Annotated in this window: 22 protein-coding genes; 7 read left to right on the forward strand and 15 right to left on the reverse strand. The window is 46.4% G+C overall.

What is annotated here, in order from left to right; all coding sequences use genetic code 11:
* Positions 1 to 84 precede the first annotated feature (84 nt).
* Positions 85 to 1098 carry a DUF2804 domain-containing protein gene (locus ACUUHJ_RS25965; protein ID WP_472300374.1) on the forward strand — a complete coding sequence of 338 codons (1014 nt, stop codon included), beginning with the start codon at positions 85 to 87 and terminating at the stop codon, positions 1096 to 1098.
* Positions 1099 to 1400: 302 nt separating this feature from the next.
* Here ACUUHJ_RS25965 and ACUUHJ_RS25970 read toward each other — a convergent pair whose 3' ends face one another.
* The 5 genes from ACUUHJ_RS25970 to ACUUHJ_RS25990 all read right to left on the reverse strand — a co-directional run bounded on the left by ACUUHJ_RS25970 (position 1401) and on the right by ACUUHJ_RS25990 (position 5283).
* Positions 1401 to 1703, reverse strand: coding sequence for a YunC family protein (locus ACUUHJ_RS25970; protein ID WP_007715663.1), 303 nt, complete (start codon positions 1701 to 1703; stop codon positions 1401 to 1403).
* 100 nt (positions 1704 to 1803) lie between these two features.
* Positions 1804 to 2043, reverse strand: a complete 240-nt coding sequence (locus ACUUHJ_RS25975) for a DUF6154 family protein (RefSeq protein ID WP_016739663.1) — start codon at positions 2041 to 2043, stop codon at positions 1804 to 1806.
* A 47-nt stretch (positions 2044 to 2090) separates the two neighbouring features.
* A complete protein-coding gene (locus tag ACUUHJ_RS25980; protein ID WP_472300376.1) occupies positions 2091 to 3545 on the reverse strand; it encodes a bifunctional metallophosphatase/5'-nucleotidase in 1455 nt (484 codons plus the stop codon).
* 35 nt (positions 3546 to 3580) lie between these two features.
* A complete protein-coding gene (locus ACUUHJ_RS25985; RefSeq protein WP_472300378.1) occupies positions 3581 to 4405 on the reverse strand; it encodes a sulfite exporter TauE/SafE family protein in 825 nt (274 codons plus the stop codon).
* Between the two features lie 20 nt (positions 4406 to 4425).
* A complete protein-coding gene (locus ACUUHJ_RS25990) occupies positions 4426 to 5283 on the reverse strand; it encodes a DUF72 domain-containing protein (protein WP_289674454.1) in 858 nt (285 codons plus the stop codon).
* A 52-nt stretch (positions 5284 to 5335) separates the two neighbouring features.
* Between ACUUHJ_RS25990 and ACUUHJ_RS25995 the strand changes: the two genes are divergently transcribed.
* Positions 5336 to 5842: a M67 family metallopeptidase gene (locus ACUUHJ_RS25995; RefSeq protein ID WP_472300379.1), complete on the forward strand. Its 507-nt coding sequence runs from the start codon at positions 5336 to 5338 to the stop codon at positions 5840 to 5842.
* Here ACUUHJ_RS25995 and ACUUHJ_RS26000 read toward each other — a convergent pair.
* Complete coding sequence (locus ACUUHJ_RS26000) at positions 5773 to 7176, reverse strand: aspartate kinase (protein ID WP_472300380.1); 1404 nt, start codon at positions 7174 to 7176, stop codon at positions 5773 to 5775. The two genes, ACUUHJ_RS25995 and ACUUHJ_RS26000, sit on opposite strands and share 70 nt — an antisense overlap.
* Positions 7177 to 7363: 187 nt before the next feature.
* Here ACUUHJ_RS26000 and ACUUHJ_RS26005 point away from each other — a divergent pair, with 187 nt between their 5' ends.
* Positions 7364 to 8116, forward strand: a complete 753-nt coding sequence (locus ACUUHJ_RS26005; protein ID WP_289674457.1) for a polysaccharide deacetylase family protein — start codon at positions 7364 to 7366, stop codon at positions 8114 to 8116.
* 60 nt (positions 8117 to 8176) lie between these two features.
* On the opposite strand, the gene ACUUHJ_RS26010 is transcribed toward ACUUHJ_RS26005, so the two are convergent.
* The 3 genes from ACUUHJ_RS26010 to ACUUHJ_RS26020 all read right to left on the reverse strand — a co-directional run bounded on the left by ACUUHJ_RS26010 (position 8177) and on the right by ACUUHJ_RS26020 (position 11781).
* Positions 8177 to 9718 (reverse strand): flotillin family protein, encoded by a 1542-nt coding sequence (locus ACUUHJ_RS26010; protein ID WP_289674458.1) that lies wholly within the window; start codon positions 9716 to 9718, stop codon positions 8177 to 8179.
* Positions 9718 to 10257, reverse strand: coding sequence for an NfeD family membrane protein (locus ACUUHJ_RS26015; RefSeq protein ID WP_173626682.1), 540 nt, complete (start codon positions 10255 to 10257; stop codon positions 9718 to 9720). The genes ACUUHJ_RS26010 and ACUUHJ_RS26015 overlap by 1 nt, the downstream gene beginning before the upstream one ends.
* 87 nt (positions 10258 to 10344) lie before the next feature.
* A complete protein-coding gene (locus ACUUHJ_RS26020; RefSeq protein WP_472300381.1) occupies positions 10345 to 11781 on the reverse strand; it encodes an aminotransferase-like domain-containing protein in 1437 nt (478 codons plus the stop codon).
* A 152-nt stretch (positions 11782 to 11933) separates the two neighbouring features.
* Between ACUUHJ_RS26020 and ACUUHJ_RS26025 the strand changes: the two genes are divergently transcribed.
* Positions 11934 to 12875 (forward strand): DMT family transporter, encoded by a 942-nt coding sequence (locus tag ACUUHJ_RS26025; protein WP_472300382.1) that lies wholly within the window; start codon positions 11934 to 11936, stop codon positions 12873 to 12875.
* Positions 12876 to 12926: 51 nt separating this feature from the next.
* Here ACUUHJ_RS26025 and ACUUHJ_RS26030 read toward each other — a convergent pair whose 3' ends face one another.
* The 6 genes from ACUUHJ_RS26030 to ACUUHJ_RS26055 all read right to left on the reverse strand — a co-directional run bounded on the left by ACUUHJ_RS26030 (position 12927) and on the right by ACUUHJ_RS26055 (position 19645).
* Positions 12927 to 13391, reverse strand: a complete 465-nt coding sequence (locus ACUUHJ_RS26030; RefSeq protein ID WP_026133939.1) for an NUDIX domain-containing protein — start codon at positions 13389 to 13391, stop codon at positions 12927 to 12929.
* 16 nt (positions 13392 to 13407) lie between these two features.
* A complete protein-coding gene (locus tag ACUUHJ_RS26035; RefSeq protein ID WP_472300383.1) occupies positions 13408 to 13944 on the reverse strand; it encodes a suppressor of fused domain protein in 537 nt (178 codons plus the stop codon).
* Between the two features lie 657 nt (positions 13945 to 14601).
* Positions 14602 to 17199, reverse strand: coding sequence for an FtsX-like permease family protein (locus tag ACUUHJ_RS26040; RefSeq protein ID WP_472300384.1), 2598 nt, complete (start codon positions 17197 to 17199; stop codon positions 14602 to 14604).
* Positions 17196 to 17879, reverse strand: a complete 684-nt coding sequence (locus ACUUHJ_RS26045) for an ABC transporter ATP-binding protein (protein WP_016739677.1) — start codon at positions 17877 to 17879, stop codon at positions 17196 to 17198. The genes ACUUHJ_RS26040 and ACUUHJ_RS26045 overlap by 4 nt, the downstream gene beginning before the upstream one ends.
* Before the next feature lie 85 nt (positions 17880 to 17964).
* Positions 17965 to 18966, reverse strand: a complete 1002-nt coding sequence (locus ACUUHJ_RS26050) for a sensor histidine kinase (RefSeq protein ID WP_472300386.1) — start codon at positions 18964 to 18966, stop codon at positions 17965 to 17967.
* Positions 18959 to 19645, reverse strand: a complete 687-nt coding sequence (locus tag ACUUHJ_RS26055) for a response regulator transcription factor (protein WP_142497046.1) — start codon at positions 19643 to 19645, stop codon at positions 18959 to 18961. Before ACUUHJ_RS26055 ends, ACUUHJ_RS26050 begins: the two co-directional genes overlap by 8 nt.
* Before the next feature lie 297 nt (positions 19646 to 19942).
* Between ACUUHJ_RS26055 and ACUUHJ_RS26060 the strand changes: the two genes are divergently transcribed.
* From ACUUHJ_RS26060 to ACUUHJ_RS26070, 3 genes are all read left to right on the forward strand, one after another.
* Positions 19943 to 20260, forward strand: coding sequence for a hypothetical protein (locus ACUUHJ_RS26060; RefSeq protein WP_472300388.1), 318 nt, complete (start codon positions 19943 to 19945; stop codon positions 20258 to 20260).
* Between the two features lie 545 nt (positions 20261 to 20805).
* Entirely contained in the window at positions 20806 to 21402 is a 597-nt protein-coding gene (locus ACUUHJ_RS26065; RefSeq protein ID WP_172141250.1) for a matrixin family metalloprotease, read from the forward strand.
* A gap of 35 nt (positions 21403 to 21437) precedes the next feature.
* A complete protein-coding gene (locus ACUUHJ_RS26070; protein WP_172141251.1) occupies positions 21438 to 22037 on the forward strand; it encodes a hypothetical protein in 600 nt (199 codons plus the stop codon).
* The last annotated feature ends 82 nt before the right edge of the window (positions 22038 to 22119 follow it).

The following is a 22119-nucleotide window of genomic DNA, read 5'->3' on the forward strand; positions in this document are numbered from 1 at the left end:
GATTTTCATTTCATGTCTATCGAGAAAAGACACTTGGGACGCGTTTGTCTGAAAGAATCCTTGTTTGTCAAGGGAGATGATCATATGCCGCTTATCGAAAAAGAATTAACGCAACCTCTTTCATTATGTGACCAGAATGGCCGCTTGCTTCCCGAAGCGGTTGGCTGGTCCCGTTATCCGTTGCATGACTGCCAATTTAGTGGGCATTGGCTTCGCCGGAAAAAATGGAATTTTTGGTTTATCACAGCGCCTGAATGTGCGATGTCGATTGCGATGGTCAATTTGGATTACGCGGGCATTGTCTTTGTCCATTTTATTGATCTAACGACAGCAGAGACCGCGGACAGTGCCGTTACGGTTCCTTTTGGTGCAGGGATTCGGCTTGGTGCCACTGTAGATGAGCCTTGCCATTTTTCGAGTCGCAAGCTTTCCGTTTCCTTTCACCCAGAAGTCAGCGGAACGAGCGTACAAGCGACTGCCATTTGTCCCGGTGATAAGCCTCTCTTGCTCGACATCGTGATTGATTCGCCAGCCGAGTCCTTAAATGTCGTGATTCCGTGGAGTGCGGAGCGCTTTCAGTTCACATCGAAGCAAACGGCCCGGCCTGTGCACGGCACCATTGCCTATAACGGGAAAACCTATTTGCTCGATCGACAGAATGCTTTTGCCAGTCTGGATTTTGGGCGTGGCGTTTGGCCGTATCACACTCGCTGGAACTGGACGACCTGCTCTTTCCGTCACGCGGAAGGTGTCGCAGGCTTTAACTTTGGCAAAGGCTGGACGGACGGAACGGGTATGACGGAAAATGCCTTGATGATCGATGATGTCCTCTACAAGCTGAGTGAACAAATTCGTTTTTCCTACGATCCTGACAACCGGATGCTCCCTTGGACGCTTGCGAGTGAAGAATCTTCTGCCGTACGCCTCACCTTTACACCGCTCTTTGCTCGAACCGAGCACAAAAATTTTGCATTGGTGCGGACCACTCTGCATCAAATAATCGGCCGATATGACGGGACACTCTCAACACCTGATGGAAAAACGATTGCGGTGCAAAGCAAGATCGGAATCTGTGAAGAACAAAATTCCCGTTGGTAAACAAAGCGCGAGAAAACTGAAAAACCTTTGACATTAACTATCTCTTCAGAGACGCGGATTGAACGGAACGGTTTTCAAACACTGGTGGAAAAGCAGGGATTGGTTGAAGCTTCAGAAATATAGTATTAGACTGACTTCAATATAAAACCAGCCGCAGCCTTGGACCGGAAAAATAAAGTCCTAGACTGCGGCTAGTTTATTGAACTCGTTCTCCGTTAAGTGAACGACGGATTGTACAGCATGGTAATTGGTTAAAATGCTTCCTACATTTTTAATGTTTTATAGGCAAACCATTTGTTGTTTTACAACATTTTCACGACAGCATCCCGCCCAATCATCCCAGCAGTAATCCCCTTCTCCTCCGCCGTCGTCGTCACGGACTCCAGCGGTGCATCCAGCAATTCCTGTATGGTCTTGACCCCCACCGCACGACCGGCAAGAATTTCTCTCGCTGCTAGCCTTTCGTTTAATAGCCCTACATCCAGCGCCCCACACATGATGTAGCCATGATCGGTCGTTACAGCCAATAGCGTCGTCTTGGGCAAACGAACGGTGACAGCAATAGCCGTCCCCTCTGGAAAGTGGATTGGCACTACCTCGACCATCAAGATTCCTCCCTTTCTCTCCTGTCTGTTAGCGTTACCATCCTATGACATTTAGCAGAGAAAGGTGAGGTTTGAGTGAGGAAGCCCCCCTGATCAAATTTTAATGCACGATGCTTGTCGGAAAGTGCTCATCCTCCATCGCGACTTTCCGTTTCATGACTTCAATCATATACGTTGCGAGCATGTGAAACAGCTCTTCTTCGTCCATTTCCTCTACCAAGTCCAACAAATCATCCCGAGACTGCTCAGCGAGAATGCCGACGACAACCGCTGTAATGTCCTCTTCATCGCCATTAAAATGTCCTCTGTACAGCTCGTATACTTCATCAATGAAACGCATCGCTCGTCTCCTCCCGTTTTCCGATAGCATTCCCGAAAAAACAGTCTCTACGATTGGTTTTTTGACGCGGATGATATCTTTTCCCAACGAGGAAGAAACGCATTTTGAAGCATCTGCTGGTCCTTTATCGTGGTGGCGAGCACTTCACGAAGCATCTCGGGTAAGAAAAACGTAAGCTCACTGCCGAGCAGCAAATCGGGAAACATGCGATTGTACATAAACATATCGATCGTCCCGACTCGATACAGACGCTCGTGATCAAGCGGTTGCCCGTTGACTTCAATCTGGATAATTTGCGGCTGGTCATCCTCCCTGTAGCGGATGTGCAATCCGTCCACGCACATCCAGCCTTCTATTTTGCCGCGAAAACCGTACCCGCGCAGTTCCCGCTGAACCATTTCCGGTTGAATGGCTTGCTCCAGAACAGTGGTGAGCTGTGCGCCTGTAATCGTGACCGCACAGGGATTGATCGGGTGGGGCATACTGTGCAGCAAATCGGCAAAAGACAAGCTGCCGCGAGCCAAATCTGCAAGCAACAGCCCGCCATTTGCCATGCCGATCTCAGCACCCGTCCATTTGCGAATACTCGCTGCGATGAAGGAACCATAGGGGGTCTCCTCCGTCCAGCCTATATGCAGGTCTTGCTCCAGTTGCGCAATCGGCTGAATCAAACGACTTTCTGCCCATACTTTTTCACTCTCAATGAACTGGCGCAATGATTCGTCTACCTGATACTGTTCTGTGTGAAAAAGCTCTGCGCGCACGTCTTTGATGCCATTTTGAGTCCTGTCCCAGACGAGCTCCACATGACCGACATACTCGCCAAATCGCCCGGCTTGTGTGATCAAGGTGCCTCCTATGCGTTCTCCATGAGGCAGCGCCCGGTGAGAATGTCCGCCCAAAATGATATCCAGGCCATCGACTTCACTAGCCAGCACACAATCTGTTTGATAGCCGAGATGCGAAAGCAAAATGACAACATCCACTGCCGAGCGCAGCGCCGCAATCTGCTCACGCAAAATCGGGATCGGTTCCTTGATCTCCCAGCCCATACTTTGATAAGAGGGTCCAAAGGGAATCGTCATTCCCAAGATCGCCAGCCGCAGCTCGCCTACGGTATGAATCGCGTATGGTACAGCCCAAGACGGGACAGAATTGGTTGTCGGTTCAAACAGATTGCCTGTAATGATGGTGAAGCGTGCATCTGTGTACAGTTTATTTAGCTTGTCTTTAGGGAGTGTGATGCCTTCGTTGTTTCCAATCGTCGCGTATTGAATCTCGCTTCGGTTCATGACCTCGACGTTTGTTTTCCCAAAGCTCGCTTCCGATCGGATATCCATTCGATCCATATGGTCTCCAATATCGACCGTCAGCACATGCTCTCCCTTGCCCTCCCACTTTTCTCGGTGCATGCTTAGGCAGGTTGCAATTCGCGGCATCGTATCAAAATGGCTGTGCAAGTCATTCGTGTGCAAAATATGTAAGGTACAGGTGTCAGCCACGACTTTCCCCTCCCTCTCGTCTCATTATCCAAAAATCATCCAAAAATCGCTTCTCCGATCATTTGTATGGCAATTCCCAATATCAAAACACGCAAAAACAGCACGATGGTACGACCCTTCATTTTACTGGCAATAACCGCTCCGAGCTTTCCGCCCGCCCATGCTCCTGGTGCGAGCATCGCTGCATACAGCCAGTGTACGTTGTCGTGGAAGATATTCGTGATTGACCCAACCACCGCTGATAAAAAGATGACCAGCATGGACGTAGCCGTAGCAATGTGTGGCGGGAACCGAAACAAAATCATCATGGCTGGAACCATCAGGATGCCGCCACCCACGCCAAATAGCGAAGAGGTAATCCCGACAAAGAAGGCAATCGTAATCACGGACCATTTGCTATACCCGTACACGTATTCATTTCCTTCGTTGTCAACGAAGTGGCGTTGGACTTCCCACTTAATGCTGCGTGGCTTGATTTTGTCTTTGACCATCAATACGACAAACATGCAGAGCTGAAACAAGCCGAACAGCAGCGAAAAGCCCTCCACTGCTAGTAATGTATTAAGATACACGCCCACAATAGCACCTGGGGCACTCCCGATAAAAAAGAGCAGGGCACTCTGCTTATCCACTTTTTTTTGTTTGAGATAAGAAAGAGAAGAAGAAAGGGCGGTTACCGCAATTACGATTAGCGAAGTCGCTGCTGCTACTTGCGGGTTCATCGATCCAGGTATGTACCAGTTCGCAAAATAAAGCAGAGCAGGCACGAAAAAAATCCCACCACCCAGACCCGCGATACTGCCAATGACGCCAGCTACGACTCCGATGATGACAAACAAAATGGCAATTACTGCAAGCATGGAACTCCCCTTCTTTCTAGCTACGTGGAGAACAGGTCCATCTGACGAGGATTCAGACCAGTAGGTGCAAGGCCAAGCATCTCCGAAAACTGCTTCGCATTCGCCGCTGCATCTCCTCCAGAGTTATTGTTGAACAAAATGCAGACTTCATCCGCTTCCTGTTCGAGCAGTCTGATGTGTTCAACCCACTCTGCAAGCTCTGTCTCACTGTATCGATATAAATAACGGACGTCTCGCCAATTTTGTCCCTCTCCGGGATCTCGCCAGCCCGCTTTGTTGCGCCCATGAAAGCGGACCAACGCCAAGGATGGCTTCGTCACGGCAGGAACAATCGGGACTGAGCCTTTTCCGACTTGCGGTTCGTCACATACGACATGAGTCGCTTCGATCTTGCGCAAGAAATCAAGCGTTCGTTCCGAATACCGTGATTCAAACCAGCTTTGATGGCGAAACTCCACCGCAAACGGATACGTCTGCATGGCTTGGCGGCAAGCAGTCACATACTGGACATGCTCCCGGGTACAATCGAACCACGGCGGAAACTGAAACAGCAATGCTTTGAGCTTGCCTGCCTCCACGACAGGCTGAATACTCTCCTCAAACTGACGAAACAATTCCCGTCTGCTTCCCGAAGCATCCCCTCGCTGATGTCCCGTCATCCCTTGATGAGGCTTGACGATAAAGCCAAATCGTTCAGGTGTATCCTTCACCCACGATTCGTAATTTCGCTGTGGTAAAATAGCGTAAAAAGAACTATCCACCTCTACAATTGGAAAGTGGCTGGCATATACAGACAGCTTGTCTCGATTGCGCACACCTTGTACGTACAATTCGTGCTGATCTCCCCAGCCGCAAACTCCCACTTGTATCGTAGTCATCGAATGCTAACCTCCAAATCATAGCCGAATAGAGAAGAAGGACGAAAGCCGAATGAAAAATCCCGCTTGGTTGGGCGACCCCTTTGCGATTAAGAATAACAAAATATTCCTGACGAAAAAAGTAGCGAAACGCCTCCTGGCCGAAGCACAAGAGGCGTTTCCTTATGAGTATTCTGCTTTGCTCGCAGGTCATGGAGCAACGATTATGACCTGTGTACCAATGCCCAACTCACCTGACAAGCATGTGTTCGCTTGGGATGGGACAACATTTCTTCAAGCCTTGCAGCACATCCGCAAGAACAATCTTCAATGGTTAGGTGTCTTGCATACACACCCACATACACTGCCAATCCCTTCTGCACGCGACATAGCAGGCTGGCATTATCCCACGCTCAGCTATTGGATTGTGGGACTCGCATCCGCACAGCCAGCATGGCATGTCTATCAATGGGTACAGGATGGAAATAGTGGGTCATTTGAAGCACGTGACTATACACTGACAGAAGCGGCTTGTGACGATGAGGAAACCACTGGTTCTTCTCCCCCAAAAAACTCTTGATACAAAGCAATCACAGCACGGTCTGCCTCTTCGGCTTTTACACCGAACATCATGCTTACTTCCGATGACCCCTGATTGATCATTTCCAAATTGATTTTCGCAGCAGCCAACGCCGTAGTGGCTCGCGCAGTTGTCCCCACAGATTGACGCATGCCCTCCCCGACAATCATGACGAGTGCCAGACTATGTTGAACAGCTACATCATCAGCGAACAGCTCTCGGCGGATGCGCTCTACTATCCGCTGTTCCTTCTCTTCCGTGAGATCGCGCTCGCGCAGAATGACAGAAATGTTATCAATTCCAGATGGCGTGTGCTCATACGAAAGCCCTTCCTCCTCCAGAATTTGCAGCAGCTTGCGACCAAAGCCAATTTCGCGGTTCATCAAATACTTACTGACGTAAATGCTGCAAAAGCCGCCGTCACTTGCAATCCCCGACACTCTGTTTGTAGCAGTTCCTCTCTCGGCCACAATCATCGTACCAGGCGCAGACGGATTGTTCGTATTCTTGATGCATACAGGTATATCTGCTTGATATGCGGGAATCAACGCTTCCTCGTGGAACACACTAAAACCGGAATAGGACAGCTCCCTCATCTCTCGGTACGTAATCTCTGTCACTTTTTTCGGATCGGCAATCAGGTTTGGATTGACCACATACACCGAGTCGACATCGGTAAAATTCTCGTAGACCTCTGCCTGAACTGCCGCAGCCAAAATCGAGCCCGTAATATCCGAGCCACCTCGTGAAAAAGTAACCAGATCACCGGCGCGCGAATAACCGAAGAAGCCAGGGAAAATGACGATTCCCTCCCGCTCTCGCAATGTCGCCAATTTGGCATACGCTTCAGGGAGAATATGCGCATTGCTTGCTTCATCCGTAACCAGCATTCCTGCATCCTTTGGATTGATGTAGGTCGCCACCTCACCCAAGCTCTGCAAATAACGAGCGACAACTTTGGCGCATGTATCCTCTCCGGCAGCTTTGACCGTATCCATGAATCTATCTGCGGACAAGCCCGCCTTGTTTGCGAGAACCTCCTCGAGCTCCGCTTCGATCGCTTGACCGATCTCGGCAGAAAGACCGAGATCGGCCACAATCTCCCGATAGCGCAGGAAAATGGCTTGTTTTGCTTCCTCTGTAGACTCCCCAGCCAAAGATTGCTCAGCATAGGCAATTAACAAATCAGTAACCTTCGTGTCTTCCTTGTTCCGTTTCCCAGGTGCCGATACAACAATCAATCGTCTATCCCGATCCGCCATAACAATTTGACATACTTTTTTTATTTGCTCAGCATTCGCCAGAGAAGTTCCCCCAAATTTTGACACCTTCATGATTGATTCCTCCACCCAACTCTCACGTCTTATGTTCTTACTAGCTTAATTTATCCACACAAAAAGAACAAGTGTCTTTTCCACAAAGACACACAGGAATATTCATCAAGATTTGTCGCATAGTAACGATGAGTACATCATCACGTACAGCCACCTAGCACGAAAGTCTCTGCAACGAGGTGAACGAATGAAAAAGCATATCCTCTTTTTCCCCCTTTTGCTCGCTGTCATTCTTGCTCCTTCTTTCAGCGAGACAGCCAATGCCATTCGGGGAAAAAATCGCGAGTATTACGAAACAAGAGGAGATATCGTTTGGGAAGTGCCGACAGAGAGCAAGGTGATTGCCCTTACCTTTGACGATGGTCCAGATCAGGTATACACTCCTCAGATCGCAGCGCTTTTGAAGCAGTATCAAGCGAAATCCACCTTTTTTGTCGTAGGCAATCGTGTGAGCGAGTACCCGGAAATCGTCAAATCTCTCGCGAATGATCAACATGAGATTGCCAATCACACTTACAGTCATCCAGATATTCGAAAGCTGTCAGCAAAACGACTGTTAGAAGAGGTGCAAAAAACACAGGAGACGATTTATTCGGCAACAGGGGTTCGTCCCACCCTCTTTCGTCCTCCGGGGGGATACTATGACGAGACCGTCGTCGATACAGCCAAGCAAGCCGGTTTTCTCGTGATCATGTGGTCCTGGCATCAAGATACACGTGATTGGAGCGATCCCGGTGTAAAAAAAATCGTCAACAAGGTTTTGAACAATGCTCGGAATGGAGACATCGTGCTATTTCATGATTACGGAGGCAATCGAAGACAGACCGTACAAGCCCTCGAGCAAATACTGCCTGAACTGAAAAATAGAGGGTATAAATTCGTCACGGTCAGTGAATTGTTGAGAGGATATGGACGTGCGAAGCAGGTAGACTATCCTTAATTTTTTCCAATGAAGAAGTGCCCCTCTCACTAAGGGGCACTTCTTCTCTGATCGATTTGATTATTTCGTTTCGTTCTCCAAAATAGAATCCGTCTCTACCTGAACTTTTACGGGTACAGGCTGTTGCTTTGCAGGCACGGTATCATCCTTTTTCATAAAATCTGCGATCATTTTGTTCATATCCAATCCGGATACGTCTTTCAGCATCTCAGGAAGTTGGGCCATCAGCTTCGTAACATTCCCGCTCAGACGATTGACGCCATCTCCCTGACCGCCTCCCGCATCCACGATCGTTACTTTGTCGATCGCCTTCATTGGCTCGGCAACTTTCTCAGCCAGCTCAGGGAGCATTTTCGCAATAATATCGAGGACAGCCGCATGACCGAATTTTTCAAATGCTTCAGCCAGCTTCTCTTTCCCTTCTGCTTCGGCTTCGAGCTTGAGTCGCGTGACTTCTGCCTCAGCGCTACCACGGGCTTTTTCAGCCTCGGCAATCGCCAAGCCTTCCAGACGCTTCTGCTCGGCATTTGCTTTTGCCTCAGCTTCAATGCGGTACTTGATCGCGTCCGCTTCTCTCAGCTTCTTCGCTTTTTCCGCTTCTGCCGCCTGTTCCACAGAATAGCGGTCGGCGTCGGCCTTTTTCTTCACTTCCGCATCATATTGCTTTTCGCGGCGAAGAATTTCTTTTTCCTCCAGCTCGATTTCCTTCTGCTTGCGGACGAGATCGATCTTCATCTCTTCTTCTGTCACCTGCTGCTTGGCGACAGCTTCTTGCAGCTTGTAGGCTTGGTCCGCACTCGCCTTCGCTTTGTCCTGCTCTTGCTTAAACGCCGCTACCTTCAGCTCTTTTTCCTTTTCAGCTTCGGCAATGTTCGTTTCCTTCAGCAGCTCTGCCTTGCGTGCCTCTTCCTCTGCCTGTGCCTGCTTAATCCGCGCTTCTTTGTCCGCATCAGCCTGTGAGATGGTCGCATCGCGCTTCACCGCAGCGATTTGCGGTATTCCAAGCGCAGCTAAATAGCCGTTTTTGTCCCGGACATCCTTGATCGTGAAGCTGACAACGGACAGCCCCATTTTTTTCAAATCCTTTGTTGCTACAGCTTGCACCTCTTGTGCGAATCGCTCACGGTTCTTGTAAATTTCCTCTACCGTCATACTGCCGAGGATTGCCCGCAAATAGCCTTCGAGGACCTCCTGTGCTTCTCCGCGCAGCGCCTCGTCACTCTTGCCCATAAATTGCTCGGATGCAGTCGCGATATCTTCAATCGAGCCGCCTACCTTGATGATTGCAACGCCATCTGCCATGACAGGAACGCCCTGCTCGGTGTACACCTCAGGAGTCGATACGTCCAGCTTATGAGACAGAAGACTCAGAAAGTTTGCTTGTTGAAAAATAGGGAGGATAAATGCGCCGCCTCCGCGGACAATTTTCATTTTGCGCCCAGATTCGTCACTGAGTACGTTTTTCGTACCGAGATAGCTACCCGTCACGATCATGGCTTCATCTGCACCCACTGTTTTGTAACGGGCCCAAAAAGCAATACCCAACACGAGAAAGACTGCGACGACAACACCTACTATGGTCAAAACGCCAGGATCTAACATCATTTCCCATCTCCTTCGCCAGATTCAGTGTAAAAGGGGATCACATACAAGACATGGTCACGGACCTCGACTACGACGACACGGGCTCCTTGCGGGATAACCTGGCCTTCAAGACTCGCTGCCATATGGTAAGTGGTTCCACTAATCATCGGCAGCAGTACCTCTCCCAGTCCTTCTGCCGGGATCGTCGTCCCGACTTCGCCCAGCTTCCCTCCTAGTTGACTCATGGAATAGCTCGTGGAATTTTCCGCATGGCTCATCGGCTTTACCCATAGGAAGTAAGAAACAAGAGCCAAAGCGATACCAATGACAGCTGCCAGCATCAACACGACAAACGTACCGAGAGAAGTGTACCGAGATAACAGATACCCCGCTCCGCCAAAGGCAGTCATGCCGCTGACCAACAAAATGGGCTGTGCAAAAGGCAGATGCAGATGTCCCAGCCAATCCGAGAGCGCATCGCCAAACAGCAGTGAGATGAGCGTGTAGAGTAGGCCAAGTACAAGGCAGACTATGTAGACGGTTTCAAGTACGCCCACGACTGTCCCCCCTTTCTAAAATTGCCTCTATATTGCATACGAGTGAGGTGGAAAATAGTTTCATAAATAAGGAATTAATCCCTTTTCTTATCGCTTTTTCTGCTGAAGGACTCTTTGGATGCGTCGAATGCCTTCCTCGATATTCGTCGGGCACTCCCACGAATAGGTCAGGCGCAGCCAGCCCGCTTCCGCTCCATAGACGCTGCCGGGTGTAAAGACAACGCCCTCTCTGATCGCATCATCCAGCAATTCTTTTTCGTCTCTGGGAGCAAGCAACCGACACCAAATATGATAGCTGCCACCCGGCTCTTTCCATATCGCGTAATCGGAGAGATGATTGTGCATAGCGCGTACCATCGTTTGTTGTTGCTCCAACAAGTAACGAGACATCCGCTCCTGCTGATTGTTCCAGCTCTTTCGCTCAACAAATCGCCGGGCGAATTGCTGGGAGACGCTGCTCGTGCCAAAATCCATTTGCTGCTTGGCGTCGGCTAGTCTTTCTACGACAGATCTTGGTCCCACCAGCCAGCCAATTCGCAAGCCTGGCGCAATCGTTTTCGAAAGACTCCCGACGTACAGAACAGCCCCCGTCTTATCGATGGCTTTGATCGGCTTGGGCGGTTTAGGGCTTCCAGCCAGTGTAAGTGCCCCGTAAGCGTCGTCCTCTACGAGTGGCAGGCGCAGCTCCTGACAAATATCGAGCAGCTCGGATCGCCGTGCCTTGCTTAAAATCGTCCCGGTTGGATTATGATAGGTCGGGTTGACGAAAACCATGCGAATACGATGCTCCCGCTGCAATTCGTAGACAGCCTCGGGTACAATTCCGTCCTCATCCATCGGCAAGCGAAATAAACGCAGCCCAGCTGAACTGAATAAGGGCAAGGAATACGAATAAGAGGGTCCCTCCATTGCAATTGCATCTCCGGGATTCAAGAGACACAGTGTAATGAGATGCAATGCCTGCTGCGCTCCTGACGTCACCAAAATTTCATCGGGGGAAGCGTGAATGCCGTAGTTTTCTTGCAGATGCACAGCCAGTGCCTCACGCAGACGTGGCTCCCCCTTTGGATGCGCGTAGCCCAGCTCAAGCCTGATCTCGTTTTCTTCCCCCGGCGTCGTTGATATCAAAGACGGGATCATCGTCGTTGCCAATTCTGCCTTTGCCAGATTGATGATCGAGGTATCGAAGCATGCATCCTGAATGCGTTTCGCGAGTGGATAGGCTGGCAAGAATGCCCCGCCATTCGTGTAGGTGTACCAGTTTGGCATTTGTTTGACGCCCCACAGATCACGACTGACCCAAGTCCCGCTCCCTTGCCACGATTGTAAAATACCTTTTGCCCGCAATTCTTCGTACGCTGCCGATACCGTCCCACGATTGACGCCAAAGCGTCGTGCCAACACTCTTTCCGGCGGAAGAGATGTACCCGGTGACAGCACTCCTAGCACAATCTGTCGTTCCAGCTCTTTGGCGATTTGTATATAGATCGGAACTCCCGCATCTTTGTCCGGCTTCCATTCCATCCTGATCCGTCCTCCACACTTCCTGTTTTCATTTTCCTCCCTTTCGACAAATTGGCTTACTGGTCCTGCTGCCAATTGGCTCTACCGTTTATACTCGGTCGCCTCTAAGATGAAACAACACAAACTTTTATTCGATAAAGGATGGGATTCGGATGAGCACACAGCTTCCTATCGAGAAGCAAGTCCTACAAAAAGAGCAGCCAATCACTCCTGACCAGCTGCATACAGAGAAAATGGGCTTGCTGTATGGCTTCATCGGGGTGCTTAGCTTCAGCTTGACCTTGCCTGTAACGAAGATGGTTGTTACCGTACTCTCTCCCCTCTCGGCAGGGCTGGGACGAGCGTTGATCGCGGCTGTACTGGCTGCTTTGGTGCTCCTACTAAAACGAGTACCGTTTCCTACCTGGCAAGAGACCAAGAAACTGTTTCTCGTATCCGCCGGAGTAGTAGCAGGCTTCCCGTTTTTCTCGTCGTGGGCGATGGAGAGAGTACCCGCTACGCATGGCGCAGTCATCATCGCACTATTGCCATTGGCCACAGCTGGCGCAGCGATATTTTTTTCAGGAGAACGCCCCACCCGGAAGTATTGGACTTCTAGTGTGATCGCCTGTGTGACGATTATCGCCTACGCGATCAGCTCTGGCTTTGGTGCCCTTCAATGGGCGGATCTCGCCTTGCTCGGGGCGGTCATCAGTGCGGCTATCGGATACGCTGTCGGCGGTGAGCTCTCCAAGACAATGGGGGGTTGGCAGGTCATCAGTTGGTCGTTGATCTTTGCCTTTCCGTTTCTCGTTGTTCCGCTCACAGGTCCTTTGCTTACTGACTTAAAACAAGCCACTTTGCCTGTCTGGCTCGGTTTTGGCTATATTAGTGTAATCAGTATGTTTCTCGGTTTTTTCGCCTGGTATCACGGCCTGGCAATCGGCGGTGTCTCCAAGGTCAGTCAAATTCAATACCTTCAACCCTTTTTATCAATCCTCGCAGCCTGGCTCCTCCTGTCAGAGCCATTGACACTCGGTGCTGTTCTCTCCGCTGTCATCGTCGTGTTGGCTGTCGCAAAAGGAAGAAAAGCTTCCGTACAGCAAAAAGCGTAAGAAAAGAAACACCGCTCCTCTTCGCTAGGAAAAGGGCGGTGTTTCTTGTTTTTATTCTGCTCGGCTCAGCATATTTCCCAAGTACATCGGTTGATAAGTGGGATCAGACAAGACTTGCTTGACTTGATCCGGGCGTGTTTTGTGGTCGTTCGGCAGTTGTTTCCACTCGTCTAGCGTGACCCAGCCAGCCCATTCGATTTCTTCATCGACGATACCACCTGGCGTTGGGTTTGTCTCTTCACCGACGAGCTTCGCCAGAACTCCTACTCCAACTGTATGCTTTCCGTTCCCTTCCTGATCGATCCGATCGTCTATCCAGATCAATCGCTCCATTTCCACGAGGAGTCCGGTCTCTTCCATCACTTCTCTTTTCGCCGCGTCTGGAATCGCCTCTAAATATTCTACGATTCCCCCTGGCAGGTTGTAAAAGATGCCTCGTTGTGTCTGCTCACGGATGAGGAGGACTTTCCCTTCGTGTTCAACTACTACGGTGACTCTCAAGCGAATCGCTGACATTTCGCTCGCTCCCTTCTCAGATGGCAGGCGTACGCGTAACATTCAGGGAATCGACACCGGAGTGCGCTAACCATTCCTGTAATGCCATAAGTCCATATTGTTCCAAAAACTTTGCTTCAGAATCCGCGATGGCATGAAGCATCATGAACCTGATTACGTCCTTGCCGTTTGTATAATATTCAAGTCCAGCCTCTTCATAATAGGCAGGGGTCAGTACCATATGATTCAAAACCGATTTTTCCACGATTGTATCCTCGAGCGAAAAGACGCTCCCAGACTCCAAGCGGGTAGATTGACTCTCCCACTGACGAATTACCTGGGCTGCTATTCTTGCCAAATGCGTGATCATTCTCTGCTCAAACTGATAGGAATAGGCGAGGTACTCTGTAGCCCCCATCTCGTGCAGCTCAAGCGTGGCGTACGTCCACCATCCTCGCTTGCGCGTAGCCGGATAGACGGCAATCAGGATATCCGCATCCTCAGATTGATACAGATCCCCTTGACTCCCAAAAAAGCAGTGGCAATGATCCATTAATTGCTTTACCACTATCATATGTGCAACCCCGCTCCAGTAAGTATGAAAACCTTTACAGCTACCTATTCATAGAAGGGCAACAGCGCATTTGTAAAAGGCTTGTGCTCGCCCGAAAAAAGCATGCCTGGATACGTAGGCATACTTCGTTGACGGTAGGTAGCGTTATCTTGTATATACGAAATTTTATCATTGTGCGGGGTGAATGTACATGTTTGAACACGCGCAAAAAGCCCCCGGTTATCCCTGGAGTGCACCCCTTTTATTGAGTAACCAACATTCCCCATTTACGTAATAAAACGTGAAGGAGTGAATTCCGCATGACCGACTTCGTATCAATCCTATTGATAACACTCCCCCTAATTAGTTGGGGTTTTATCGTAAATTCCCAGTCACTTCGTAAAAGATGGCTGTATGTACTGTTCACATTCATCATTTTTTGGGGGATTGTCAGGAATACACTTACATCGCAGTTATGTCCATTGCGTTTGTCATCGATTGGATAGCTTCATAGAAGGATTTCCTTTGCCCGATCTCATGGTCGGGTTTTCATTTTTTCCTCGCTGTGCTTGGTCCACTATGTAATAAAAAATACGTATCTGAACGAATCAGACACGTATTTACACGTTACAAAACAATTATCCGATTGAACCTTCTATCTCGAACTCCATGCTTCGATCAAATGTTTTCGTTCTTCAACGAGTTAACGATACTGTATTCTTTGTATTTTCTATTTGCATAAAAGATCGTCGTCCCCACAATAAAAAACACACCTACCCCTGCAATGATAAGATCCGCCCAAGGCACCGTAAAAGCGAATTCAAAATTACGGCTAAGGCTCTTGTAGATGAAAAACATTACGCATAAACTAATCGGTAAACCGTAAATTAGCGACTTCATTCCGTAAAAGAATCCCTCGAAACGTAGCATTTTCTTCATGCCCTTTGGCGTCATACCAATGGAAGCCAACATCGCAAATTCACGTTTTCTCAAGGCCATCCCTGTGGAAATCGTGTTGATAATATTTGCCATACAAATGAGTCCGATGAGAACCACAAACCCATAAAGGAATACGGATGTGACTGTGGCGCGATTCATTGCATCCTGACGCTCCTCAATCAGATTGGTCGTATAGACATGTACATCTGGATATTCGTTAATAATCGGGTTTATTTCATTTTCCAATGCCGCAGACTGCTCTGTTGTAAATTGAACCTCGCTGGTAATTTGCTCAGACAGCATAGCGTTACCTCGTTCTCGTAGCTTGTCAAAGCCTCGTTCAGAAACAACAAATGTCACCGTAAAAGCATCTTCCTGGTATCGTAGCATAAAAGGTGGACGTTTATCCGTGATAGAAGCAATTCGGACTTTAGCTCCTTTAATCAAAGTAAGAGGTAGTTCTGATCCCTCTTGGACTGTTAGTTGAGAGATATCTGTAAAATTATGTTCTTCTTTCAAGGTGAACCGATTGACAAGTATGGCAGAAATCTCGTCACCTTCCAATTTCTTTGCATCAATCCCCGCGGATTGCAGGTACGCTGCAAAAGAGGCCTCATCAAGAGAAACAATGTTTGCAGACATGAAGTATTGCCTATCAGGATTAAGAGTATGGCGACTGGAGATGTCTGTGGTGACCTCGTTTTCGTTGAGGATTAGATCAGCACCGATAAGTTGGGTCTTCACTTTTGTTGTTGCGTTTTGAACAGACATCAATTCATTTGTTAATGACCTTACCCTTTCCAGATCGGCTCCCCTTGCGTTTACTGATAAATCATATGGTAGCGGTGCTTGTGCCATATTATAGGACTTATCCATATACAACGAAAAGGAAGAAGCTGCTAGGTACAGGATGACACTGATCGCAAGAGAAAAGACAGTTGAGCGATAGTGATGTTTATTCCTTTTCAGATTTTTTAATCCTAGTTCCGCTTCAAATCCAAACAACTTCCGGGTCATATTGGATGTACGAACATCTTTTCCTTTTATCTCGATATCCTTTGTCTGGCGGATTGCAGTTATCGGTGTAATTTTCGATGCCCGCACTGCTGGTAACCATGCAGAAATGAGCAATGTCAAAATGGAAAACAAAACGACCGCAATCATACTGTACGGCTCTATCACCAAACGTATCGGTTCACTAACGAAAAGCATTTTTTGAATGAATGGATTGAGCAAATGGAGAGTAACACCAATGCCAATGGACCCAAAAAACAACCCAGCTGGAATCGCTATGCCCCCGATTACAGCAGCTTCAAAAAATACAGAAGCCCTTTTTTGTTGTTTGGTTGCCCCTACGCTAGATAACATCCCTAAAGTGCGACTACGCTCTGAAAGCGAGATCGCAAACGCGTTGTAGATGAGTGAGACAGATCCAATCAGAATGATAATTCCAACAGAAAGAACTGCCAGGTACATCGTGTTAAGAAAGTGGGAATCGTTCGAAATCCCGGAATAAAGCAACAGGTCCCGATTGTACTTGATTTTTACTCCATTCGATTTAACTTGATCCTTTACTCCGCTTACCTTACTAGCAATCGCGTCACTCGTTTCGTAAATGTCATTCCCTAAACCTTTAAAATCCTTATATTCAACGCTTACCGTGTAGGGAGAACCCTCCTCTAAATCCCCCTCGGAAAGACCGCTAAATGCACGGTATGCAGCCATTACTTCCTGCTCTTTATCTGGTGCTTGAACAATCCCGGTAATCGTGTATGTTTTCGTCTTTGTAGGCGTAAAGACTTCCTTTGATTGGTAGACATCATTGTTGCCCAACGTCTCGCTCTGCCCATCTACATTCAAGCTACGATCACCAAAATTTAAAGTGACTACATCTCCAACCTTCAAGCTTACACCTGCGGTTCGAAGATACTCCGATGAAAGTGCCAGTTCATTTTCATTCTGAGGCAACCGCCCATCAATTAGGCTCACCCCTACTACATCGTGATTACTGTGTCCCGTAATATACAAATAGGGCTTCACGCTGTTTGGAGAGTTAGAAAGTCGTGCAAATCCGAGCTTCTGGTCAATATCGTATCTTTCAATGGCTTCCATATTTGTAATAATTGCAACATCTTCTCCTGAAACATTGAGAAAAGCTGCCTGCCATTTACCAGAGTAGGTAATCGCGTTTCTTTGCATCATATCCATGAAAGAACTACTAATCGAAAATACTGCTGTAAGCATTGCGACAGAAATGACAACCCCAATGATTGTCACAAGGGTACGGCTCTTATTCTTCTTCATATAACGTAAGGTGAGCTGATTTACGATATTCATCGCCGAATCACCTCATCTCTAGAAATCCTGCCATCCGAAATGCCAATAATACGGTCCGCTTGCAGGGCAATGTTTTCGTCATGTGTAATAACAATCAGAGTTTGATGCCGTTCTTTGTGTAATTTTTTCAAGAGCTTCACAATCTCAGCACTGTTTTTGCTGTCCAGATTCCCCGTAGGCTCGTCAGCCAATACAATGGCGGGACTGCTAATCAAGGCACGGCCAATAGACGCACGCTGCTGCTGTCCTCCAGAAAGCTGGTTTGGCAGATGCTTTAATCGCTGTTGAAGGCCTAAAGTCTCTACGATACCGGAAAAGATATCTTGATTTACTTCTCTACCGTCCAACAGCAATGGCAGGGTAATATTTTCTTCTACAGTAAGGACAGGGATCAAATTGTAGAATTGATAGATAAGACCAATCTGTCTGCGTCTGAAGATGGCCAGTGCCGTTTCATCCATCGCGTACATATCAGTCTGGTCAACGATCACTTTACCGGATGTGGGGGTATCAACGCCCCCCAGAATATGCAAAAGGGTAGACTTACCTGAACCAGAGGGCCCAATGATCGCCACAAACTCCCCCTTTTGTACGGAAAATGAGATATCGTTCAGTGCAGTAACAGCTGTTTCGCCATCACCATACGTTTTTGACAGGTTCTCTACTCGCAAAATCTCCATCATGATCCTCCCAGATAAGTTATTACGTTTAGAATAGCTGCCAAACATGTCTCGTCGGTGACATTCATTCTTACAATTTTGTCATCTAAATGATTTGCTTGTAAAATTTGATTTTGAATGTTGTGCCTACACCCATCTGGCTTTCCATAAACACACCGGCGTTTTGACTTTGCAAGATTGTTTTAGACATGGCTAGCCCTATTCCAATACTATCCGCTCCCGCATTCTTCCCTTTATAAAATCGTTCAAAAATGTGTGGAGCATCTTCCGGGCTAATCCCCTCGCCACTGTCGGAAATGACAATTTGTGTATACAAGGGTGTTTCCTCACACGAAATGGCAATACGTCCCCCAACTGGCGTATGCTCAATCCCGTTTTTCATTACGTTCAAAATGGCTTCTACCGTCCAGTTTTCATCTCCATACACGAAAAGGTCTTCTTTACAGGAAAAAGAAAGCTCCTGATTTTTTAATTCCATCGGGACAAGGAGCGGTTCTAATGCCTTGTTTATCATTTTTTTGACAGATACGAGTTCCTTCTTGAAAATAACGCTCTGCACTTCGATTTTGGACAGCTTGAGCAATGAAGTCACGAGCCATTCAATACGCTTCAACTGATTGATAATCTTGCCCAAGAACTCCTCCCTCTTATCTTTTGGCAGACTCGGGTTGTTTAACAAATCAGCCATGACAAACATGGAGGTAAGTGGCGTTTTTAATTGATGGGAGATGTTCGAAAGAGTATCTGCCAAGTACTTTTTTTCCTTTTTCAGATGAGTAGACTGCTCGGACAATGTTAATGTGACTTTATAAATATCATTTTTCAAAATGCTCAATTCACCCTCAACGTTATCCCTAATATCCATCGTGGGTTGACCTGAATAGACAGAAGCCAAATAATAAGCGAGCTTACTGATGTCCTGATAACGTTTGCGGGTAAACACGAAAAAAGTGGAAAGGATCAGAAATACCATAGCAACTCCCACAATCCCCGCTTTCCAGTCGATCATCCAAAGAATTGTGATCCCCATGATGGAAATAACAAGGCTATACATACATAGCTTCTGTATTTCTTTATTTTTAAACATGACTTCCACTCATTCGATAGCCAAGACCGCGAACGGTTTCTATCACTTTGGGATTCTGGCTATCATCCTCCAACTTTTCTCGAAGCCGCTTAATGTAAACCGATAGGGTATTGTCATTGATAAAGTTACCATCTAGATCCCAAATACCCTCTAACAACTGATTTCTGGACAGAACTTGCCCTCTATTATTTATGAATGCCAACAGTAACCGGTATTCTAAAGCAGTCAGCATCACTTCCTCGGTTCCTTTGTACACTTTAGCCAGCTTTGTATTTACGACTACATTTCCAATCCTCACTTTGTCAGACAGGTTGGGCTCTTTTTGGTAATGTCGAAGGGATGATTTCATTCGGCTGATTAGCTCCCGAATACGAAACGGCTTTGTGATATAGTCGTCTGCTCCCATATCTAACCCCCGAACCACATTGATTTCATCATCACACGCCGTCAAGAAGATGACGGGGGCATCCTGATTTTCTTTTACATATTCGCAAATCTCATAGCCATTACCATCTGGCAAAGTCAGATCGAGTAAATATAGATCAAAACGTTGCTGTTTAATTGCTTCGAGTGCAGTTTGTTTTCCTTCGCATAGAACTACTTCATAGCCCTCACTGGAAAGCGAATAGTGCAAACCCTCTGCAATGGTCTTGTCATCTTCTACTACTAAAACCTTCATGGTTGATCCTCCCTCTATCAGCTATAACTATTGCGATCAGCAACACTCGTATTTCCTCGGTCATTATTATCGGTGTTTATTACGAACACGATTGGTATTAGCTTAATTTACTTAATTGGTAAGGTACTTTGCAAGGTAGACGAACGGAATAACATGAAAATGATAACAAGCAAAAAACCCGCCTTCTAATGGGAGGACGGGTGACCTTGATATCTAACCAATTGTTATTGTTACTTTTTCTATCTCCTCTCGTCTTGTTTATTAGTAATTCCACTTTTTAGGAGGAACCAGGCACTTATGAAAAACAAGACAGCTTGTCTCGTCCTTTCTATTAGCCAAAGCATCTATGCCATTTTCTTATTGGCTTGGGCAATTTCTGTTTTTTTTACCATTGTGCTACTACCTGAAGATGAATATGATACTGGAGCGCCAGGGGTGTTCTATACGATCCTATCGTATCCGCTTGTACTACTTGCCTCAGCGTTGGGCAGCTGGTACTGCTATCACAAGTTACGATTCAAAACGAGTTACGCCCTCAATGCCATTCCTTTACTTTGGGTCATTCCGATGGGGTTATTTATGATCTTATTATGGAAATTTGGTTTGTCCTTGTAGAAATAGTCCTCTGGCGGATTACCGTCAGCGGGCTTATGCGTTTTCCCTCATAAAGCAAGGGCACAAAAAAAACGTGTCTGAACGAATCAGACACGTTTTTACACGTTACAAAAACGCTTATCCGATGGAACCTTCCATCTCGAATTTGAATACAGATTAATTTCATAGCGTTGTATCGAATAAGGAAAACGTTGATTTGCGCTATCTCAGAGATGTTGACTCGTCAAACACAATTTATTACTTTTCATCTGGAGTCGGCACAAAATCTGTACGTTAGAGAGTCCAAAAATTATGTTCTAGGACTTTTCTTTTTTACTCCACCTTCACAAATTTTCCAATGTATTTTGCGAGTTCGTCCTTGGTGAAAAACTTGTCGACTACTTCATTGCACCACTTGTCTTTTATCAGCTTTTGTTTCGGCTAACCTTCAAATACATATGTAAAAAATTATATATACAAGCTGATATATAGGTATTTACATAAATTGGTAATATTGGTATATTTTATATTGTGCTATTTTTATTATATTAAAAAGGAGAGTTATCATGAAATTGTTTAAGAAATCAATCTTGTTAACATCGTGTTTAGGAGCTTTTTTTGCTTTGGGTTATGGTTTTGCAAAAGCAAGTAATGCTGATGTTGCATTTGCAAAGTGGGACCCTAATAAGGATTATGAATACACATTAGATAAATCAATCACTAAAAGTGAGAGAACTGCGATTATAACAGCTGATAACCAATGGAACAATGTTGATGATCCCGTATATTATCTAAAGGAAAGCCCTGCAAGAACAGACATTGCTTCTTCTAAAAATGATGAGATAAACATAATCTATACAGCCTCTCTTGGGACTACTAGTGGTAAACTTGCCGAAACAAGAGCTTATATCAATGGTTTTGACTATGTTATCGAAGCAGATATAGTAGTCAACGAATCTTTTGCCTATTCAACCGGATCTAAACCTGATTCAAATACATACCACCTACGAACCATCATGACTCACGAAATGGGACATGCCCTTGGGATTGGTCATTTAGCAGATAAGCCGGCTGTTATGTATGCAACTTTAAATAAGGATCAAGTAAAAATTCCACTCTCTAAATATGATAAAGATGCTTATGTGATTAACCACTCAAAATAGCATCTAAGATTAAAAATAACATGGAGGTAAAAATAATGAAAATGAACATGAAAAGCGGAATAATTGCTTCTTCTATGATTTTAGCTTTTGGGCTTGGTTATGTGGTTTACGACACATATAATGCAACCAAGTCAACAATTCGTATTGAAGGTACGTTAATCGAATTATCACCTGAGGAAATGGCTGCAGCAAGTTCCTTAATCATTGAGGGTAATATTAATGACATTACACAGCCAAAATGGAATACAGAGGATGGAAATGAGCCAGAAGTGATTGAGGATGCGGATGCAATTTATCGAGATATCACAATAAAAGTAAACAAAACGCATAAAGGTGAAGAATTAGACAAAGTCGTAGTTCGCGTTTACGGTGGAGAAACGGAAAAAATAATTATGGATATGGAAAACGCACCAGAATTCACTGATAACGAGAAAGTCCTCCTATTTCTAAATGTTGATGATTCACCAGCTAACAAAACAAAGTCTACTGATCACTATGCAGTAGTGGGTTCCTACCAAGGAAAATTTAAAGTTAAAAACGATAAGGTTGACAATAAAAGGGAAAAAATCCAATTAAATAAGATGGTCGACATAATAGAAACTCATAAAGACGACGAAAACCCACTACAACAATAATAACTTTTAAATAGGAGTAACTCTCTAGTCGGGAAAACTAACTAGAGAGTTACTCTTTTTACAAAAGTACTATCAACTAATA

The sequence above is a fragment of the Brevibacillus schisleri genome, assembly GCF_055685845.1.

What these genes read in the sequence shown, in the direction of transcription:
- ACUUHJ_RS25965 (WP_472300374.1), top strand. Translation starts at nt 85, where the DNA reads ATGCCGCTTATCGAAAAAGAATTAACGCAACCTCTTTCATTATGTGAC.
- ACUUHJ_RS25970 (WP_007715663.1), bottom strand. Translation starts at nt 1,703, where the DNA reads ATGGTCGAGGTAGTGCCAATCCACTTTCCAGAGGGGACGGCTATTGCT.
- ACUUHJ_RS25975 (WP_016739663.1), bottom strand. Translation starts at nt 2,043, where the DNA reads ATGCGTTTCATTGATGAAGTATACGAGCTGTACAGAGGACATTTTAAT.
- ACUUHJ_RS25985 (WP_472300378.1), bottom strand. Translation starts at nt 4,405, where the DNA reads ATGCTTGCAGTAATTGCCATTTTGTTTGTCATCATCGGAGTCGTAGCT.
- ACUUHJ_RS25990 (WP_289674454.1), bottom strand. Translation starts at nt 5,283, where the DNA reads ATGACTACGATACAAGTGGGAGTTTGCGGCTGGGGAGATCAGCACGAA.
- ACUUHJ_RS25995 (WP_472300379.1), top strand. Translation starts at nt 5,336, where the DNA reads ATGAAAAATCCCGCTTGGTTGGGCGACCCCTTTGCGATTAAGAATAAC.
- ACUUHJ_RS26000 (WP_472300380.1), bottom strand. Translation starts at nt 7,176, where the DNA reads ATGAAGGTGTCAAAATTTGGGGGAACTTCTCTGGCGAATGCTGAGCAA.
- ACUUHJ_RS26005 (WP_289674457.1), top strand. Translation starts at nt 7,364, where the DNA reads ATGAAAAAGCATATCCTCTTTTTCCCCCTTTTGCTCGCTGTCATTCTT.
- ACUUHJ_RS26010 (WP_289674458.1), bottom strand. Translation starts at nt 9,718, where the DNA reads ATGTTAGATCCTGGCGTTTTGACCATAGTAGGTGTTGTCGTCGCAGTC.
- ACUUHJ_RS26020 (WP_472300381.1), bottom strand. Translation starts at nt 11,781, where the DNA reads ATGGAATGGAAGCCGGACAAAGATGCGGGAGTTCCGATCTATATACAA.
- ACUUHJ_RS26025 (WP_472300382.1), top strand. Translation starts at nt 11,934, where the DNA reads ATGAGCACACAGCTTCCTATCGAGAAGCAAGTCCTACAAAAAGAGCAG.
- ACUUHJ_RS26030 (WP_026133939.1), bottom strand. Translation starts at nt 13,391, where the DNA reads ATGTCAGCGATTCGCTTGAGAGTCACCGTAGTAGTTGAACACGAAGGG.
- ACUUHJ_RS26035 (WP_472300383.1), bottom strand. Translation starts at nt 13,944, where the DNA reads ATGATAGTGGTAAAGCAATTAATGGATCATTGCCACTGCTTTTTTGGG.
- ACUUHJ_RS26040 (WP_472300384.1), bottom strand. Translation starts at nt 17,199, where the DNA reads ATGAATATCGTAAATCAGCTCACCTTACGTTATATGAAGAAGAATAAG.
- ACUUHJ_RS26045 (WP_016739677.1), bottom strand. Translation starts at nt 17,879, where the DNA reads ATGGAGATTTTGCGAGTAGAGAACCTGTCAAAAACGTATGGTGATGGC.
- ACUUHJ_RS26050 (WP_472300386.1), bottom strand. Translation starts at nt 18,966, where the DNA reads ATGTTTAAAAATAAAGAAATACAGAAGCTATGTATGTATAGCCTTGTT.
- ACUUHJ_RS26055 (WP_142497046.1), bottom strand. Translation starts at nt 19,645, where the DNA reads ATGAAGGTTTTAGTAGTAGAAGATGACAAGACCATTGCAGAGGGTTTG.
- ACUUHJ_RS26060 (WP_472300388.1), top strand. Translation starts at nt 19,943, where the DNA reads ATGAAAAACAAGACAGCTTGTCTCGTCCTTTCTATTAGCCAAAGCATC.
- ACUUHJ_RS26065 (WP_172141250.1), top strand. Translation starts at nt 20,806, where the DNA reads ATGAAATTGTTTAAGAAATCAATCTTGTTAACATCGTGTTTAGGAGCT.
- ACUUHJ_RS26070 (WP_172141251.1), top strand. Translation starts at nt 21,438, where the DNA reads ATGAAAATGAACATGAAAAGCGGAATAATTGCTTCTTCTATGATTTTA.